This is a genomic window from Lachnoclostridium sp. An76, assembly GCF_002161355.1.
Classification (GTDB): Bacteria; Bacillota; Clostridia; order Lachnospirales; family Lachnospiraceae; genus Mediterraneibacter; species Mediterraneibacter caccavium.
In genome coordinates this window covers 285,313-303,998 of the sequence record NZ_NFHL01000003.1, presented here as the reverse complement: position 1 = coordinate 303,998, position 18,686 = coordinate 285,313, and the positions used below count along the sequence as shown (strand labels likewise).

Below are 18,686 nucleotides of genomic sequence, written 5' to 3'. Positions count from 1 at the left end.
CGGCATTTTTTCAACCGATTATCCGATGCGGAGCTCTTTTCCGTCATATAAGACGACATCGCCGCTGTGCAGCTTTCTCCCTCTCCGGGTCTCTGTCTCGCCGTTTACCATGACCAGACCGTCCTGGATGACTTCCTTTGCCTCAGCTCCTGTCTCTGCCATGCCGGCTGCTTTTAAAACCTGTCCGAGCCGGATGAAATCTTCTCCGGCTCTCAACTGAAACAGTTCCATTTTTCTCTCCTTTACCACTTCTGTGCCTATACTGCTGCGTTAAAATTCACCGGGAGGATCAGGTAAATATAGCTCTGTTCCTCGTCCTTGATGAAGCACGGTGCCTTTGCATTCATAAAATAAAGATCCACTTCTTCATCATCGATCACACGCAGCGCGTCGATCAGGAATTTCGGATTAAATCCGATCAAAAGGTCCTTGCCTTCTTTCATGCACATGATCTCTTCGTCCATGGATCCGATCTGTGATCTGATCTTAAATTCCATAGACTCATCCCTGATATCAATGATGATCGGCTTCTTGTCTCCTTCTTTGATGAGAAGGGTCGCACGGTCGATACAGTCAAGGAGCTCCCTTTTATTGATCCGTACCTTTGTCTCATAATCGCTGGAAAGCATCTGGTCGATCCTGAAATACTCTCCTTCGATCAGCCTGGATACGACGACCGTCCTGTCAAATTCAAATACAATATGGTTCCTTGTAAAGGAGATATCCACGTCCGCTTCCGCCTCTCCGCCGATGATCTTGCTGATCTCCTGGAGCGTCTTGCCGGGCACGATCACTTTCTTCGGAGAGTAGGAGTCTTTCAGCTCGATCTTGCGGATCGAGATCCTGTGCCCGTCAAGGGAAACGACCTTCAGGATATTGTCGTCGATCTCAAAGAGCTCTCCTGTCATCATTTTATTCGTATCGCTGTCCGCGATGGAGAAGATCGTCTGGCGGATCACTTCTTTCAGCGTAAATTCGGAGACCGTGATAAAGTCATCCTTCTCTACGGCCGGAAGATAGGAGAAATCATCTCCAGGCTGGGCCGCGATATTGAACTTCGCCTTTTCACATGTGATAAGAGCCTGGCTCTCACCCTGGGTCTCGATCACGATCTCGCTGTCCGGGAGCTTTCGTACGATTTCCGAAAAGATCCTCGCGTTCAGGGCGATGATTCCCCTCTCTATGATCTCACCGTCAATGGAAGTTTCGATCCCGAGCTCCATGTCGTTCGCAGTCAGTTTGATGATATCCATGGAAGCATCGATCAGGATGCACTCCAGTATGGGCATCGTCGTTTTTGACGGGACTGCTTTTGATACAATGCTGACGCCTTTTGCCAGGTTTGATTTTGTACATATGATCTTCATGTGATAGTAACTCCTTTCTTTGCCGGTGGCGTATGCGCCGGCAGAATGTCCTCCCGGTCAGAAGGGATTTCACGGTGTGTGGAAAATCCTTCCGGGGGCGCTTATATGTATTTTGATATAAAATCAATTCCGCATCCGTCTTATTAGGGGCTGTGAAAAAGATGATAACTGCTTCAAAGCCCGTTAAAATAAGGGATTGTCGCTTTGGATAACTCTGTTGGGAACGACTGGGGAGCGTGAGGACAGTGTGGGGAAATCTTCCTGGGCCATAACGCCCCGAAAAGATTATCCTCCGCTGTTTCCATCATAACCCACCGGTCTTCCACATAGTTATCCACAATTAAAGCGGATTTATCTTCTTCATAATAATATTCACTGTATTGTTAAGAGCTTCATCTGTCTTGATCTCTGCTTCGATCTTTTTGATCCCGTGTGTGACTGACGCATGGTCTTTACCTCCGAGGAATGCCCCGATGGCTTTTAAGGACGTATCTGTCATGACACGGCAGAGATACATCACGATCTGACGTGGAAGAACGATCTCTGCGTTCCTCTTCTTCCCTTTGAGGTCAGCTACAGGCACATTGAAATGCTCTGAAACGATATCAAGGATCAGCTCCGGTGTGACGACCCGGTTGTCGTCCGGGGATATCATGTCTTTCAGAGCTTCAGCCGCGAGAGGGATGTCGATCGGCTTATTCTCAAGGTTGGAGAGCGCGATCAGCTTGTTCAGCGAACCTTCCAGCTCACGGATGTTTGATTTGATATTATTCGCGATGTACTGCATGACATCGTCCGGGATATGATAGCGTTCCAGTCCGTCGAGCTCTTCTTTTTTCCTTAATATAGCCATCCTGGTCTCATAGTCAGGAGAGGAGATGTCTGCGATCAGGCCCCACTCGAACCTGGTCCTGAGACGGGCCTCCAGTGTTTCGATATCTTTTGGCGGCTTATCGCTCGAAATGATGATCTGCTTTCCTGACACATGCAGATGGTTGAATGTGTGGAAAAACTCTTCCTGCGTACTTTCTTTTCCGATGATAAACTGGATGTCATCGATGAGCAGCACGTCATTGTTCCTGTATTTTTCCCTGAATTTTGTCATCGCCAGCTCGCTTCCGGTCTTACCTGACTTAAGAGCCTCGATCAGTTCATTCGTAAATGTCTCGCTTGTAACATAGAGGACATTTTTTGAAGGGTCGTTCTCAAGGATAAAATGGGCGATGGAATGCATAAGATGCGTCTTTCCAAGCCCGACGCCTCCGTAAATGAAAAGAGGGTTATACGCCTCTCCGGGCGACTCTGCCACAGCAAGGGAGGCAGCGTGTGCAAAGCTGTTATTGCTTCCCACGACGAAGGTGTCAAATGTATATTTTGGATTTAAGTTTGCCCTTTCAAAGACTGCGTTCGCCCTGCTTTTCTTTATCAGGTTCTCTTTTTTCTCCTGGATCACAGTCTGATTGTCCGTGACAAAGGCAACTTCATACTCGATCCCCGTTACTTCTGCAATGCAGACCTTGAAGGGGAGAAGATATTTCTCTTCTATATGCTCCAGGCTTGCGCGAAGTTTCACAAGGATGTAAACCGTGTCATCCGTCACTTCGTACACCGTAAGAGGAGCGATCCACGTATTATAAGAAATGTTTGATGAGCAGTATTCAAGCTTCATCTTATTTAATATCTGGTCCCAGTTTTGTTCTACAATGTTCATCAAAAGTAACTCCAATCAATAGAATAGAGAGATATTAAGGCAAAATCTCTCTATTACATTTTACATCAAAAAGGTGGCTGAATCAACGAAAATAATATGTGTATAACTTTATCAACAGTTTTAACACCCTGAAAATAAAAGGTTGCATCAGAAAATAATTTTTATCTACATTTTATTTTGCAGTTATCCAACACTTATACACGAGTTATCCACATTATCTTTCAGAATTATCCCCATTGTGTGGATAAGAGTTGATAAAAATGTGGATAAATATTTGTTCCAACCCCTTGATTTTGCTTGACTTATGCGCTTTTTTTCACTATAATTAAGAGCAGTGTCTTTTTGGGTAAAGATGCGGAAAAATTTGTTAATCATTGTGAATACTTTAATTATAAAGTATGTCAGTCAAAGGGAGGTGTATGGGGATGAAGATGACATTTCAGCCGAAGAAGAGATCAAGATCCAAGGTTCATGGTTTCAGAGCAAGAATGAGCACAGCAGGCGGAAGAAAAGTATTAGCTGCCAGAAGAGCAAAAGGAAGAAAACAGTTATCAGCTTAGGCCGCATATATGTGGCCTTTTCTTCTATTTATTATTAGTTGAAAAGAAGAAAAAGAAAGAGGAAAAGAATGAGATTTTCCGAATCTTTAAAGAAAAACAGAGATTTTCAGACAGTTTATAATAAAGGAAAATCTCTGGCCAACAGTTATCTTGTCATGTATGTGATGGATAACGGGCTGGAGAAGAACAGACTGGGGATCTCCGTGAGCAAAAAAGTCGGGAACAGTGTTGTAAGGCACCGCTTAACGCGGCTGATCCGAGAAAGTTACAGACTGTCCGAAGAGCATTTCCGAAGTGGGATCGATATAATAGTGATAGCAAGGGCAGGCGCGAAAGAAAAAGGATACCATCAGATTGAGAGCGCGCTCATCCACCTCGGGAAACTTCATAAAATATATAAATAAAATAAGGCTGCAGAAAAAAGCAGTCCTGAAAAAGGAAGTGGCGCGGATGAAACGGTTCCTGTTATGGCTGATCCGTTTTTACAGAAAATATTTATCCGGTCTGAAAGGCTACAGTACGTGCAAGTATTATCCGACCTGTTCACAGTACGGGCTTGAAGCGATTGAAAAGTACGGCGCTTTCAAGGGCGGGGCCCTTGCCGTATGGAGGATCCTGCGCTGCAATCCATTTTCAAAAGGAGGATATGATCCAGTACCTTAAGGAGGACAAGTAATGGAAATTTACGGGCTTTTAGCTGTTGGCGGAGGAATCTACGACCTGCCGGTCATCAAGCAGATATCATGGGTGCTTGGCCAGGTCATGAACGGGCTTTATAATCTGATGAGCCTGATCGGGATCGATAATATCGGTATCAGCATTATCATCTTCACGGTCATTGTATATACGATCCTGATGCCCCTTACGATCAAACAGCAGAAATTTTCCAAAATGCAGTCAGTCATGCAGCCTGAACTGCAGAAGATCCAGAAAAAATATGCAAACAAAAAAGACCAGGCTTCTATGATGAAGCAGCAGGAAGAGATGAACCTGGTCTACGACAAATACGGAGTAAAGATGTCCAGCGGATGCCTGCCGTCACTGATGCAGATCCTGATCCTGTTCGGACTCTACCCGGTAGTTATGTATGTGCCGGAATATGTAACAAAGGTAAGGAATGTATTCCTTCCTCTTGTGGAAAAGATCCAGGCTACATCAGGGTATCAGGAAATCATTGAGTCTGTGTCAAAGACAGTCGTTCCGAATATTAATTCATTCGACCTGACAAAGCCAAGCGAATTATCGACAGTGCTGTATAAATTCCAGTCTTCAACATGGGATGCGCTGGGAGATAAGATCCCCGGGCTTCAGGGGACGATCGACAAGACAGTATCTGACCTTGCGGGAATGAACAATTTCCTGGGGATCAACATCGGTACACATCCGTGGGAGCTCTTAAAGGACGCCCTCGCGGCGGCGTCAGTCATCGGCGTGATCCTGGCGGTCATCATCCCTGTACTCGCAGGTGTGACACAGTTTATCAGCGTGAAGCTTTCCCAGATGGGCGCTTCGGGAGCTATGCTCCAGGATTCGGATAATCCGATGGCAAGCTCCATGAAGACAATGACATATACAATGCCCCTGATCTCTGTTGTATTCGGTTTCACACTCCCGGCAGGTCTCGGCCTTTACTGGGTAGCCAGTGCAGCGGTGCGCAGCATCCAGCAGCTGGCAGTAAATAAGTACCTGAAAAAGAAGAGCGTGGAAGATATTATCGAAGAGAACCGCAAAAAGGCTCAGAAAAAGCGCGAGAAAAAAGGAACCTCAGCGGAAGAGATCAACAGGATGGCTACAAAGAGCACTAGAAACGTAGGAGTTTCCACTGCAAAGAAATCCACCGCTGATCCGGATAAGGAAGAAAAGATCAGGAAAGCACAGGAACTTGCAAAGAGTGCAAAACCCGGCAGCCTTACTTCAAAGGCCAACCTCGTAGCGCGTTATAACAGCGGACATAAGACAGAGGATACGGCTGAGGAGAAGAAAGAAGAGAAGGCTGAAAATACAAAAGGGAAAAAGAAAAAATAAGTTGTCTGTCCAAGAGCAGGTCAAATAGAAGAACTGCATATGAGAAAGGAAGGAATCGGGATGAAAGGTAGTATCAGAGTATCGGCAAAGACACTGGACGATGCGATCACAGAAGCATTGATCCAGCTCGGAGTAACAAGCGACAGACTTGAATATAATGTGATCGAAAAGGGAAGCGCGGGATTCCTTGGGATCGGAATGAAGCAGGCTGTGATCGAGGCCTGGAAAAAAGAAGAAAAGACAGAGGAGCCTGATATCTCAGATTTCAGGGAGGCTGTAAAAGAAGAGATTTCTTCCATCCTGGACGAGCCTGTGAAAAAGGAAGAGCCAAAAAAAGAGAAGAAAGAGCCTGTAAAAAAGGCAAAAGACAGACCCGCGAAAATGCCGAAAGAGAAAAAGGCTGAGGAAAAGAAGGAAGAGCCTGCGAAGCCGGCAAAAGAAGAGCAGGTGCTCGCAGAAGTCGAAGAGCAGACGATAAAAGCAGTAGAACAGTTCCTGAAGGATACCTTAAAGGCAATGGACATGGAAGTTGAGATCACATCTTCCATCGACGGGGACGGCGCCCTTTATGTTGACATGAAGGGGGAGCATATGGGGATCCTGATCGGAAAGAGAGGCCAGACACTGGATGCTCTCCAGTACCTGGCAAACCGTGTGGCAAACAAACACCAGGCAGGTTATGTAAGGGTTAAGCTCGATACAGAGAACTACCGCGCGAGAAGGGAAGAGACACTGAAACATCTGGCAAAGAACATCGCGCATAAAGTAAAGAGAAACAGAAGGCCTGTTGTACTCGAGCCGATGAATCCTTATGAAAGAAGGATCATCCATTCTGCACTGCAGTCTGATCCTTATGTGACAACACACAGCGAAGGAGAAGATCCTTACAGAAAGGTAGTAGTCACACTGAAAAGATAATCTAACTCGGAAGCGAAAGGACGTTTGACGCTTCACGGATACTTTCGTGAAGGAGCCAGCGTCCTTTTTTAAAACTGGCATCATGAGAGAGAAACTCTTGCCGGATACCCATGTACCGGGAGAGGATACGGAGTCTGGAAAGTTATGAAAAAAGAAACGATAGCTGCGATCTCCACAGGAATGACGAATTCCGGGATCGGGATCGTCCGCATCAGCGGGGAAGACGCATTTGCCGTTGCGGACAGAGTATACAGGGGAAAACAGAGACTGTCAGATGCAGAAAGCCATACGATCCACTACGGTCATATCATTGACAGCGGGGAAACTGTGGATGAAGTACTCGTCATGGCAATGAGGTCTCCCCGCACTTTTACAGGGGAAGATACCATAGAGATCAACTGCCACGGCGGGACATTTGTCGTCAGGAGAGTGCTGGAAACAGTGCTGAAAAACGGCGCCCGCCCGGCAGAGCCCGGGGAGTTCACAAAGAGGGCATTCTTAAACGGTAAGATGGATCTGTCCCAGGCAGAGGCGGTCATCGATGTGATAAATTCGGAAAATGAGTATGCGCTGCAAAGCTCTTTAAGTCAATTAAAAGGAAGTATAAAAAACAAAATAATTGATATAAGAAATAAAATAATTTATCACACTGCGTTTATAGAATCAGCCCTTGACGATCCGGAGCATATAGAAATCGACGGATACGCGGATACTTTACTGGAAGCAGCAGAAGAGATCATACACGATCTGGAAGAAATGATCAGCTCCGCTGATAATGGGAGAGTGATCCGAGAGGGGATCAACACGGTGATCCTCGGGAAGCCAAATGCAGGAAAATCGTCCCTTCTGAATGTGCTGGCAGGGCATGAGAGAGCGATCGTAACAGACATAGAGGGGACAACAAGAGACATCCTTGAGGAACAGATACGTCTCGGGGATCTGAGCCTGAATGTGATCGATACGGCGGGGATCCGGCAGACAGAGGATGTGATCGAAAAGATCGGGGTCGACAGGGCGATGGAATACGCGGGAAAGGCGGACCTTATCATCTATGTCGTGGACGCATCGAGGGAGCTTGATGAAAATGACGAGAAGATCCTGCCTCTGATCAAAGATAAAAACACGGTGATCCTTCTGAATAAGTCGGACCTGGATACAGTAGTCACTGAAGAGATGATAAAAAAGAAGGCAGGTTCTATATGCTCCGGCTTCTCGGAAGAGGGAAAAACCAAAAAGGAAATCCCGGTCATATCCGTTTCCGCAAAAGAAGAAAAAGGAATTGAAAAGTTAGAAAAGAAATTAAAAGAAATGTTTTTAAACGGAATAGTTTCTTTTAACGACCAGATATGTATCTCAAATGTGCGGCAGAAAAATGCTCTGGCAGACGCAGAGGAAAGTATGAAAAAGGTAGTTGAGAGTATCAATGCAGGGATGCCGGAGGACTTTTATTCCATTGACCTGATGGATGCTTATGAGGCGCTTGGAAGTATTACGGGAGAATCAGTAGGAGAAGATTTGGTAAATGAAATATTCAGCAAATTCTGTATGGGAAAATAGTGACAGGTATGATATCGCAGTGATCGGGGCAGGACATGCCGGATGCGAGGCGGCGCTGGCTGCAGCAAGGCTTGGGTTTCGCACTGTCATGTTTACTGTGAGCGTGGACAGCATCGCGCTCATGCCGTGCAATCCGAATATCGGGGGCAGTTCGAAAGGACATCTCGTCAGAGAAGTAGACGCCCTGGGAGGCGAGATGGGAAAGGTCATTGACCGGACGTTTATCCAGTCGAAAATGCTCAATAAGTCAAAGGGGCCGGCGGTCCATTCTCTGAGGGCGCAGGCGGATAAGGCGGATTACAGCAGGGCCATGAGGCAGGTACTTGAAGAACAGGAAAATCTGGACATCCGTCAGATGGAGGTTACGGATATCCTTACAGAGGACGGAAAAGTGACAGGAGTGCAGACCTATTCGGGATGCATTTATCCTTGTAAGGCTGTCGTGCTCTGTACGGGGACCTATTTAAGGGCAAGGTGTATTTACGGCGATGTGAGTATGCACACAGGGCCGAACGGTCTCCAGAGCGCGGATCATCTGACGGAGTGCCTGAAAAATCTCGGGGTAAAGATGTACCGGTTTAAGACGGGGACTCCGGCGAGGATCGCGAGAAACTCTATCGATTTCAGTAAGATGGAAGAGCAGAAGGGGGATGAGAGAGTTGTTCCCTTCTCCTTCACAACTGACCCGGAAAGCGTCCAGATCGACCAGGCGTCCTGCTGGCTTACTTATACAAATGAGAAAACGCATGAGATCATAAGGGAGAATCTGGACCGGTCTCCGCTTTTTTCCGGTGCGATCGAGGGGACAGGGCCAAGATACTGCCCATCGATCGAAGACAAGGTTGTAAAATTCCCTGATAAAAACAGGCATCAGGTATTTATCGAGCCGGAAGGACGGCATACAAATGAAATGTATGTGGGAGGGATGTCCAGTTCCCTTCCGGAAGATGTGCAGTATAAGATGTACCGGAGTGTGCCCGGCCTGGAGAATGCGAAGATCGTCAGGAATGCCTATGCGATCGAGTACGACTGCATTGACGCAAGGCAGCTTAAGAGCACTCTTGAGTTTAAAAATATTGAAGGGCTTTTCAGCGGAGGGCAGTTCAACGGAAGCTCCGGTTATGAGGAAGCAGCAGCCCAGGGATTGATCGCGGGGATCAATGCCGCGCGGAAACTGCAGGGAAAAGACGGGATCATCATTGACCGTTCCCAGGGGTATATCGGCGTCCTGATCGACGATCTTGTGACAAAGGAAAGCCATGAGCCGTACCGCATGATGACTTCAAGGGCGGAATACCGGCTTCTTCTGAGACAGGACAACGCGGATATCCGCCTGACCCGCATCGGATATGAGGTGGGTCTGATCAGTGAGGAACGGTATCAGAAATTGCTTGAGAAAGAGCGGATGATCGAGGAAGAGAGGAAACGTGTCGAGCATACAAATATCGGTACTTCCCCGAAAGTCAGGGAAGTGCTGGAACGATACGGAAGCACGCCCCTGAGCTCCGGGACAACGCTTGCCGAGCTGATCCGCCGGCCGGAACTTTCCTATGAGAAACTCCGGGAGATCGATGAGGAGAGGCCGGAACTCCCTCATGACGTACAGGAACAGGTGGACATCAATATTAAATATGACGGCTACATCAAACGGCAGATGCGCCAGGTAGAGCAGTTTAAAAAGCTGGAGAATAAAAAAATACCGGAAGATATCAATTACGATGAAATACAGAGCCTTCGGATCGAAGCAAAGCAGAAACTGGATCAGATCCGGCCCGCTTCCATCGGACAGGCGTCCAGGATATCAGGTGTATCCCCGGCGGATATATCAGTGCTGCTTGTGTATCTGAAAATGTCATAAAAGTACAAGCCGTAAACAGGGAGATATATCCCCAAAACGCAGACTTGTGCAAAGAGTCAGAATCTTAGTAATGATAAAAAGTCAGGATTGGAAATATGGATAAATTTGCAGAAGAATTAAAAAAGACAGGGATTACTCTTACAGAGAGACAGAGAGAACAGTTTGACCGATATTATGAACTTCTCGTCGAGCGCAATAAGGTCATGAACCTTACAGGGATCACGGATTATGACGAAGTGAATCTAAAGCATTTCACAGATAGTCTTACAATTGTAAGATTAAAAGATATGTCAAAGATATCTACTCTCATCGATGTCGGGACAGGCGCTGGATTTCCGGGAATACCGATAAAGATCGCGTTCCCGCATATAGAAATAGTCCTGCTTGATTCGCTGAATAAAAGACTGAAATTTCTTGATGATGTGATCCGGGAGCTGGATCTGGAAGAAATAAGGACACTGCACGGCAGGGCAGAAGATTACGCAAAAAAAGCAGAATACAGGGAAAAATTCGATCTGTGCGTGTCCAGGGCAGTGGCAAATCTTTCCACACTTAGCGAGTATTGTCTCCCGTTTGTAAAAAAAGGCGGTTCATTCGTTTCTTATAAAAGCGGTGAGGCGGATGAGGAGATAAGATCGTCAGAAAACGCGGTCAACATACTCGGAGGGAAAATAGAAAAGATAGAAAAATTCATGCTGCCGGATACAGATATCGGGCGGGCACTCGTACAGATCGATAAGGTAAAGAATACGCCGGGAAAATATCCAAGAAAAGCAGGAGTGCCGGCAAAAGAACCGCTTTAAGCTGTATTTGTGGGGGAGCCATCAGTGGTGTAAACGGTCCGAAAACAGTGAAGCGCAGGTGTCGAGGGTGTATTCAGCGCGGGAATATGGGCGACTTCGGCTCCGGGGCTCCAGGGCAGCAAAAACTAAGAAATCCGGGATTATGCTAAAAACAGAGATCAGCAGGGAGCAACTGACGTTGCCTCAGACAAGCCCCCTGCTGATCTCAACGCATAGTCCCGGATTTCAAGTTTTTGCAAGAATACAACAAGAGAGGCACAGCTCGCTGTGCCAAATCGAACGACTAACTCCCTCCCGGAAGTCCAGCCTGAACTGCCGCTTATTTTAAATTTCTGTTTCTCCGCTGAAGTTCCCCTTTAGCTTAACTTTCGAAATCCTGCATTTGTCCGCGGGGACCTTCCGATCGGATGCGCACAGAAAACCGTTCCCATTTGATGCGCCTTTTGCGGCGGACGGGGATATGGCGACGGTGACTTGGAGTAATCTATTGGAAAGACTTAAAGGGAGAAAGCGTGGCGTTAATTGTCCGGCGGATGCCTGAGGCGGAGCCGAATCTTCCGCCGGACAATTGCTTTTAGCCATGTTTTCTCCCTTTTACGTCTTTACCAGATTACGGAACCGGAACCTGAGCCATATCCCCGTCCGCCGCAAAAACGTCCTGAATTATATAGAAGGTTTTCGGACGCTTCACCAATCAGCCGACTCCCCACAATTACAGATTTCTACTCTTCTTCGGAAAAGAGTATCTGTATCTGTTCTATGAATTCTTTCGGCTTTTCCACATGTGGAAGCTGTTTTGTCTCATCTATCCCCACTATTTCAATAGAAGGAAGCTGATTTTGGTATTGATTTGCTGATAATGTATTTTCCGGGTTGGAATTTCCCACTATAATAAAAATACTGTTATTTAACTTACTTAGGCAGCACAAGATGTTTGCGTTTGTAAATCTTGATTTTTTGCAGGCATAAAGATATTTTGAATGAGCTTTATGCTTGTGGGAAGATTCAAAGCAGGTTAAAATATCTTTCTCATCTACCTTATTATGATCATAAAAATATGAAGAAACAAATTTTTGAGATATTGTTTTCTTATTTACACTCATATTATAGATAAAAGTGCCTATTATAGGTGCTGACAAAAGATATTTAACTGTCTTTGTACGCTTTGTAGGTATTTTGGCAAGTGATACAAGATTCTGCGGGTTGATCATAGCCACTTTATTAATGATCGTATCATCATTAGAGCATGCCATCAGTACAAAAGGCGATGAATCTCCGGAAACAATGACATCAGTCTTTTCCCCTATAACGTGTTTGATAAAATCAGTTATCAACTGTACATATAAAAAGTTCGTATAAGTCAGGATAGGATGATCTGAGCATCCGCATCCTAAAAGATCAAGAGAGTAAACAGTATATGTTTTTGCAAGCGATGATTCTATTTTATTCCACTCATGGGAAGAAGAACATACATCAAGGTTGTGCACAAGGAGAAGAGGAGAACCGGAACCTTTTTTCTTATAAGCAATCTTTCCAAATCTCCATTCATAATATTCGTAAGTCTCTTCATTAAGCCTGTTGTCAGCTGTTGCAATATAATTAAAAAGTCGGTTTACAACATGCATTGTACCGAGTGCTGTCCCGATAAATACAGCTGCTAAACTGATATTTTTCTTCCAACTCACAAGTATTCACCACCCTTTTTTTGTTTTCTATTATTATACTACATGGATAAATTCAATTCAAGAATAGCTAAATGTTTCACGTGAAACATTTGGCTGAATATTAAACCGATAATATTTTTCCGTTACATCTGGATTTTGTTCGTTTGTAGTAAGTTGAAAAATGTGCGAATGTGTTATCATGTCATCAGGTAAATTAACAATGTTTCACGTGAAACATTAATGAAAAATAGATAAAATAATGTTTCACGTGAAACATTTTATAGATTAATAAATTGAAAAGTGTTATAATGAATAAGTATCTGAAAAAGAGGTTTTGTGAGGAGGCAAAAATGGGGAGAATCATTGCAATTGCCAATCAAAAAGGAGGAGTAGGAAAGACGACTACTGCCATTAATCTTTCTGCTTCTCTTGCGAGTATGAATAAGAAAGTCCTTGCGCTTGACATGGATCCTCAGGGAAATATGACGAGCGGACTGGGCGTTGATAAGGACGAGGCAGAAAAAACGGTTTATGACCTTATTATAGGCAATGCCGGGATTGAAGAATGTATTTGCAGAGATGCTTTGGAAAATCTCGATGTACTTCCTTCGAATATTAATCTCTCCGCCGCAGAAATTGAATTGATAGGCGTTGAAAATAAGGAATATATTTTAAGAAGTGAAGTTGAAAAAGTAAAAAATGATTATGATTTTATTGTAATAGACTGTCCGCCGGCGTTAAGTATGCTGACTATAAATGCAATGACTACCGCTGACTCGGTGATCGTACCGATACAGTGCGAATACTATGCACTGGAGGGATTGAGCCAGCTGATACATACAATAGAACTTGTACAGGAAAGATTGAATCCTGAGCTCGAAATAGAAGGCGTCGTGTTTACTATGTATGATGCCAGGACGAATCTTTCATTACAGGTAGTGGAGAATGTCAAAGATAATCTTAATCAGAATATCTATAAGACAATTATCCCGAGAAATATCAGACTGGCTGAAGCGCCAAGCTATGGCATGCCGATCAATCTCTATGACCCAAAATCAACAGGGGCGGAAAGCTATATGCTGTTAGCGGAAGAAGTTATTCATAAAGGAGAAGAATAGTTATGGCGGCAAAAAGAAATGGATTGGGAAAGGGATTGGACAGTCTTATCCCGGATAAAAAGGTGAAACCTGCAGTTTCAGATAAAACAGAAGGAAAAGAAAAAAAAGAGGAATCCGGTAAAAGCGGTGAAATCCTGGTGAAGATCAATGAAGTTGAACCGAACCGTGAACAGCCGAGAAAAGATTTTGATGAAGATTCTCTTATGGAATTAGCTGACTCTATCAAGCAGTTTGGAATTCTCCAGCCTCTTCTCGTACAGAAGAAAAAAGATTATTATGAAATAATTGCCGGAGAGCGAAGGTGGAGAGCAGCAAAGATCGCAGGGATAAAAGAGGTTCCTATTATCGTTAAGAATTATACGGATCAGGAAATTGTGGAAATCTCTCTTATCGAAAATATCCAGCGGGAGAACCTTAATCCAATCGAAGAGGCGATGGCATACAAGAGACTTCTTGAAGAATTCAACCTGAAACAGGATGAAGTTGCCGAGAGGGTTTCTAAGAGCAGGACTGCTGTTACAAACTCAATGAGACTTTTAAAATTAAGCTCCAGAGTACAGCAGATGATCGTAGATGATATGATCAGTACCGGACATGCACGGGCTTTGCTCGCGATCGATGATGAAGAACAGCAGTATATGCTTGCAAATAAGATCTTCGATGAAAAACTGAGTGTCAGGGAAACAGAAAAGCTTGTTAAAGCATTGAAAAATCCTAAAAAAGAAATAAAGAAAACAGTGGTCGAACACACGTTTGTGTACGAGAATCTGGAAGAGCAGATGAAAAATATCATCGGAACAAAAGTAAGTGTGAATCCAAAAGCGAATGGAAAGGGTAAAATAGAGATAGAATATTATTCGGAAGAAGAATTGGAACGTATCTATGACCTGATCATGTCGATCCATGCGAAATAGTCAGGTCAGTAAAACCGGGGAGTTGTATGATTAAAAGGAGATGTAGGAAAGAATGGATGGGATATTGGGCAGTTTAGGGATCGACCCGTTTTATATTTTTGTGGTCCTTTTTATAATGCAGATCATACTTATCATCCTGCTCGTACTGCTGGGTGATAAATATAAAAGACTGAAGAAAAGTTATTCCGTTTTTATGCGCGGCAAGAATGGAAAAAGCATCGAACAAACAATATTTAATAAATTTGAAGAACTGGAAGAAATCTCGGACCTGGTCAAGATCAATGAAAAGGAAATTGAAGACCTGAGAAAAAAGGTGGAATCCCATTATCAGAAAGCTGGGATCGTAAGATATGATGCATTCCATGAAATGGGAGGAAATCTGAGTTTCGCCCTGACTATGCTGGATGAAAATGATAATGGATGGATCTTAAATGCCATGCACAGCCGGGAAGGCTGCTATACTTATATCAAAGAGATCGTAAGAGGAGAAAGCTATATCGAACTTTCAGAAGAGGAGAAGCAGTGCCTTGAAAAAACGATCTATCAGGAAAAATACGATATAAAAGACATGGAAAAATAAAAGAAATGAGAGGATAAAAAAGTGTTAGACATTAAATTTTTAAGAACAAATCCGGATGTAGTAAAACAGAATATCAAAAATAAATTCCAGGATGAAAAGCTTCCTCTGGTGGACGAAGTGATCGGACTGGATAAGAGAAACCGTGAGATCAAGCAGGAAGTGGAGGCTCTCCGCGCTGAAAAGAATAAAGCGTCCAAACAGATCGGGGCCATGATGGCTCAGAAAAAGTTTGAAGAGGCGGAAGCACTCAAGAAAAAAGTGGCAGAGAGCGCAGGACGTATCGATGAATTGTCCACAGAGGAAAAAGATGTAGAGGAAAAGATCAAAAAGATCATGATGACGATTCCGAACATCATCGATCCGTCTGTGCCGATCGGAAAAGATGACAGTGAAAATGTCGAGCTGGAAAGATTCGGAGAGCCGGTGGTACCGGACTTTGAGATCCCGTATCACACAGAGATCATGGAGTCCTTTAACGGGATCGACCTTGACAGTGCGAGAAAGGTCGCGGGAAACGGATTTTATTATCTCATGGGAGATATCGCAAGACTGCATTCGGCTGTGATCGCATATGCAAGAGATTTTATGATCAACAGAGGATTTACCTACTGTGTACCCCCGTTCATGATCCGCAGCAATGTAGTGACAGGGGTTATGAGCTTTGCAGAGATGGATGCCATGATGTACAAGATCGAGGGAGAGGACCTCTATCTGATCGGTACGAGCGAGCATTCTATGATCGGCAAATTTATCAATACACAGCTTACGGAAGATGAGCTCCCGCAGACGCTGACCAGCTATTCACCGTGTTTCCGCAAGGAGAAAGGCGCGCATGGGATCGAAGAGAGAGGCGTATACAGGATCCATCAGTTTGAGAAGCAGGAAATGATCGTTGTATGTAAGCCGGAAGAAAGCATGGACTGGTATGACAAGCTCTGGAAGAATACGGTAGACCTCTTCCGCTCTATGGATATCCCGGTAAGGACACTGGAGTGCTGCTCGGGAGACCTTGCGGATCTGAAAGTGAAATCCGTGGATGTGGAGGCATGGTCTCCGCGCCAGAAAAAGTATTTCGAAGTGGGAAGCTGTTCGAACCTGGGCGATGCACAGGCAAGGAGACTTGGTATCCGCGTAAAAGGAGAAAACGGAAGCTATTTCGCGCATACACTGAATAATACAGTAGTCGCTCCGCCGAGGATGCTGATCGCATTCCTTGAGAATAATCTCCAGGCGGACGGCTCTGTCAGGATACCGGAAGTGTTGAGACCGTATATGGGCGGCAATGATAAGATCGTCCCGAAAAAATAGAGGCGGATACTCTCCGGGAAATAATTGTAGAAAGATGAAGGGCAGATGCATCAGTATTTAAAAGCAATCGGATTTGATAATATCAATACGAGATATGATCTGAAAGATCTTATGGATGATGTGGAGGCTGGATTTACACATCAGACGATCGTTTCATACAGGCCGGGGGAAGATTTCTGCGAGCTGCGCAGGGAGTATGGGCAGTGTGTCGGCGTTGCGATCTGCGGTGAGCTTGACGGCGATGACAATTTTTATCCGGATTATTATTTCCCCTATTTCGAGGGGAGCGGGATCAGTACCTACGCAGACATTGCCATAGAGAGGAAGATTGAAAAAGAGCAGTATGTGGGAATGTGCGAGGATTCTAAGATCGGGATCAGCCTGATCTTCACCCTGCAGAACGGGATCGAGTATATGAGAGAGCGGCAGGCCGGATTTACTACAGGAGTCACAACATCAGTCACATTGTCCGGTCTGGCTCTGTCCGGGATGATACTCCTGCCTGTCGTGAAAGATGAGCGGCAGCTAAAGAGTGAGCAGGCGGCGTCAGACAACAGAAAAATGCTGCTCAATGCAGCGAGGAACGGAGACCAGAGCGCGATAGAGACATTGACTCTGGATGATATTGATATTTATTCGCAGGTATCCAGACGCCTTGCGAATGAAGATGTTTTCTCCATCGTTGACACATATTTTATGCCTTATGGAGTCGAGTGCGACCTGTATTCCATCATGGGCGAGATACTTGCAGTCAGGCACAGGACAAACTCAGCGACAGGGGTGGAGTTGTACCAGATGAAGCTCAATGTCAATGAAATGCAGTTTGACGTATGCGTGCCGGCGGAGGAAGTCATGGGAGAGCCGGAGATCGGGCGGAGGTTTAAGGGCACGATCTGGCTGCAGGGGTATATCAATTTCTAAAGACCTTGTACTGATCGAGGTGAAGTATGAAAGTAACGATACAAAAAATAGCGGAAGCTGCAGGAGTATCCAGGGGAACAGTGGACAGGGCTCTCAACAACAGAGGGCGGATCGATCCTCAGGTTTCGGAAAGGATCCTGCGGATCGCAGATGAAATGGGATATGTTCCCAGAAGCCGCAGACAGACAGCTTCCAGGGGAAAACCCATTAAAATAGGCGTTGTAACACAACTTGCAGGATCGTCTTTTATGCTGGAAGTAAATAGAGGGATCCAAAAGGCGGCATCAGAGCTCAGAGAGAAAAATATCGAGCTGATCTTAAAAGAAGGAATGACAGTAGATGAAAAAGAGCAGCTCCGTTTTATTGAAGAACTGGAGTCTGAGGGGATCAGTGGTCTTGCTGTTATGCCGGTTGACTGTGAGTCTGTGAGGGAAAAGCTTGAATCTCTGTCAGTAGAGAAAAAAATCCCGGTGGTGACATTTAATTCAGATATTGTCGGGAGCAAGCGGCTCTGTTTTGTTGGTATGGACAACCGCAAGAGTGGAAGGACAGCGGCCGGACTGCTTGGCATGCTCACACGTGGAAAGGGAAAAATACTGATCATCACCGGTTACTTTAGTAATCATGTAGATAACCAGCGCGTGGACGGTTTTTTGGAAGAGGTAAAAAAAGAATATCCCGAGCTGGAAATCGCAGGAGTACATGGAAGCTTTGATGAAACAGCGGAGGTCGAAAAGATCATAGAGAATGTGATGACAAATATCGAGGGCATCACCGGGATCCTGGTAGTTTCCGGAGGGCAGGCCGGGGTAGGAAAGGCGTTTGAAAAACTGAAGCTGGATAAACGCCCTTATGTCGTGATCTATGACCAGACGCCAAAGAATGAAAAGGCGCTGAAAGATAATACGGTAGATTTTCTTATCGATCAGAACGGTTATGTCCAGGGGCATAAGCCGCCGCTTATCCTGGCGGACCTGCTGCTGAATGGGAAGACACAGAAAAAAGAGTTCCTGTTTACAGATATTATCATTAAAACAAAATATAATTTATAGGATCTGTTACTTTACAGGATCTGTTACGAAAAAAGGCGTATGCGCGTTGATGAACGTGCCTGCGCCTTTTTTTGATGCTGAAATTTTGATATTGAAATCTCTGCGTGCTTTATGCGTGCGAAAAAAGCTGCAAAAGAATATAAATAGTGCTGAAAAACAGAATGTAAATGGATTTATTATTAGAACTTATGAACTAAGTATTTTAAGAAATCAAAATAATAAGTACAAAATCCGTAAAGTACTTGTTAAATGTGCAAAAATGTGTTACCATACGAATTAAGAAAAGCACACGCTAATACATATAAAAGCACACTAATACACGCAGACAGT

Annotated in this window: 18 protein-coding genes; 14 read left to right on the top strand and 4 right to left on the bottom strand. The window is 44.8% G+C overall.

Features of this window, described 5'->3' with window-relative positions; translation table 11 throughout:
• Window positions 1-18: 18 nt before the first annotated feature.
• The 3 genes from B5G27_RS08190 to dnaA all read right to left on the bottom strand — a co-directional run bounded on the left by B5G27_RS08190 (window position 19) and on the right by dnaA (window position 3,078).
• Window positions 19-231 (bottom strand): RNA-binding S4 domain-containing protein, encoded by a 213-nt coding sequence (locus tag B5G27_RS08190; protein WP_087178405.1) that lies wholly within the window; start codon window positions 229-231, stop codon window positions 19-21.
• A 26-nt stretch (window positions 232-257) separates the two neighbouring features.
• Window positions 258-1,367 carry a DNA polymerase III subunit beta gene (dnaN, locus tag B5G27_RS08185; RefSeq protein ID WP_087178404.1) on the bottom strand — a complete coding sequence of 370 codons (1,110 nt, stop codon included), beginning with the start codon at window positions 1,365-1,367 and terminating at the stop codon, window positions 258-260.
• A 340-nt stretch (window positions 1,368-1,707) separates the two neighbouring features.
• The gene (gene dnaA / locus B5G27_RS08180) at window positions 1,708-3,078 is read right to left on the bottom strand and encodes a chromosomal replication initiator protein DnaA (protein WP_087178403.1); all 1,371 of its coding nucleotides are present in this window, start codon (window positions 3,076-3,078) and stop codon (window positions 1,708-1,710) included.
• A gap of 425 nt (window positions 3,079-3,503) precedes the next feature.
• Here dnaA and rpmH point away from each other — a divergent pair, with 425 nt between their 5' ends.
• The 8 genes from rpmH to rsmG all read left to right on the top strand — a co-directional run bounded on the left by rpmH (window position 3,504) and on the right by rsmG (window position 10,799).
• Window positions 3,504-3,638 carry a 50S ribosomal protein L34 gene (rpmH, locus tag B5G27_RS08175; RefSeq protein ID WP_004613283.1) on the top strand — a complete coding sequence of 45 codons (135 nt, stop codon included), beginning with the start codon at window positions 3,504-3,506 and terminating at the stop codon, window positions 3,636-3,638.
• A gap of 68 nt (window positions 3,639-3,706) precedes the next feature.
• A complete protein-coding gene (gene rnpA / locus B5G27_RS08170; protein ID WP_087178402.1) occupies window positions 3,707-4,042 on the top strand; it encodes a ribonuclease P protein component in 336 nt (111 codons plus the stop codon).
• A 46-nt stretch (window positions 4,043-4,088) separates the two neighbouring features.
• A complete protein-coding gene (gene yidD, locus B5G27_RS08165) occupies window positions 4,089-4,301 on the top strand; it encodes a membrane protein insertion efficiency factor YidD (RefSeq protein WP_206608987.1) in 213 nt (70 codons plus the stop codon).
• A 12-nt stretch (window positions 4,302-4,313) separates the two neighbouring features.
• Window positions 4,314-5,663 (top strand): YidC/Oxa1 family membrane protein insertase, encoded by a 1,350-nt coding sequence (locus tag B5G27_RS08160; protein WP_087178401.1) that lies wholly within the window; start codon window positions 4,314-4,316, stop codon window positions 5,661-5,663.
• A 60-nt stretch (window positions 5,664-5,723) separates the two neighbouring features.
• Entirely contained in the window at window positions 5,724-6,581 is an 858-nt protein-coding gene (jag, locus tag B5G27_RS08155) for an RNA-binding cell elongation regulator Jag/EloR (RefSeq protein ID WP_087178494.1), read from the top strand.
• Between the two features lie 144 nt (window positions 6,582-6,725).
• Window positions 6,726-8,138 carry a tRNA uridine-5-carboxymethylaminomethyl(34) synthesis GTPase MnmE gene (mnmE, locus tag B5G27_RS08150; RefSeq protein WP_087178400.1) on the top strand — a complete coding sequence of 471 codons (1,413 nt, stop codon included), beginning with the start codon at window positions 6,726-6,728 and terminating at the stop codon, window positions 8,136-8,138.
• The gene (gene mnmG, locus B5G27_RS08145; RefSeq protein ID WP_087178399.1) at window positions 8,104-9,996 is read left to right on the top strand and encodes a tRNA uridine-5-carboxymethylaminomethyl(34) synthesis enzyme MnmG; all 1,893 of its coding nucleotides are present in this window, start codon (window positions 8,104-8,106) and stop codon (window positions 9,994-9,996) included. Before mnmE ends, mnmG begins: the two co-directional genes overlap by 35 nt.
• A gap of 95 nt (window positions 9,997-10,091) precedes the next feature.
• On the top strand, window positions 10,092-10,799 hold the full coding sequence (gene rsmG, locus B5G27_RS08140) for a 16S rRNA (guanine(527)-N(7))-methyltransferase RsmG (RefSeq protein WP_087178398.1): 708 nt from the start codon (window positions 10,092-10,094) through the stop codon (window positions 10,797-10,799).
• Between the two features lie 722 nt (window positions 10,800-11,521).
• Here the strand turns inward: rsmG and B5G27_RS08130 are convergent.
• Window positions 11,522-12,484, bottom strand: a complete 963-nt coding sequence (locus tag B5G27_RS08130; protein WP_206608986.1) for an alpha/beta hydrolase — start codon at window positions 12,482-12,484, stop codon at window positions 11,522-11,524.
• Between the two features lie 329 nt (window positions 12,485-12,813).
• Here B5G27_RS08130 and B5G27_RS08125 point away from each other — a divergent pair, with 329 nt between their 5' ends.
• Genes B5G27_RS08125 through B5G27_RS08100 form a run of 6 tightly spaced genes read left to right on the top strand, consistent with a single transcriptional unit; the run spans window position 12,814 to window position 18,356 of the window.
• The gene (locus B5G27_RS08125) at window positions 12,814-13,581 is read left to right on the top strand and encodes a ParA family protein (protein WP_087178396.1); all 768 of its coding nucleotides are present in this window, start codon (window positions 12,814-12,816) and stop codon (window positions 13,579-13,581) included.
• A gap of 2 nt (window positions 13,582-13,583) precedes the next feature.
• The gene (locus tag B5G27_RS08120) at window positions 13,584-14,495 is read left to right on the top strand and encodes a ParB/RepB/Spo0J family partition protein (RefSeq protein WP_087178395.1); all 912 of its coding nucleotides are present in this window, start codon (window positions 13,584-13,586) and stop codon (window positions 14,493-14,495) included.
• A 52-nt stretch (window positions 14,496-14,547) separates the two neighbouring features.
• Entirely contained in the window at window positions 14,548-15,075 is a 528-nt protein-coding gene (locus B5G27_RS08115; RefSeq protein ID WP_087178394.1) for a DUF4446 family protein, read from the top strand.
• Between the two features lie 21 nt (window positions 15,076-15,096).
• Window positions 15,097-16,383, top strand: coding sequence for a serine--tRNA ligase (gene serS / locus B5G27_RS08110; protein WP_087178393.1), 1,287 nt, complete (start codon window positions 15,097-15,099; stop codon window positions 16,381-16,383).
• 45 nt (window positions 16,384-16,428) lie between these two features.
• Complete coding sequence (locus tag B5G27_RS08105; protein ID WP_087178392.1) at window positions 16,429-17,304, top strand: DUF3881 family protein; 876 nt, start codon at window positions 16,429-16,431, stop codon at window positions 17,302-17,304.
• Window positions 17,305-17,330: 26 nt separating this feature from the next.
• Window positions 17,331-18,356 (top strand): LacI family DNA-binding transcriptional regulator, encoded by a 1,026-nt coding sequence (locus B5G27_RS08100; protein ID WP_087178391.1) that lies wholly within the window; start codon window positions 17,331-17,333, stop codon window positions 18,354-18,356.
• Window positions 18,357-18,686 lie beyond the last annotated feature (330 nt).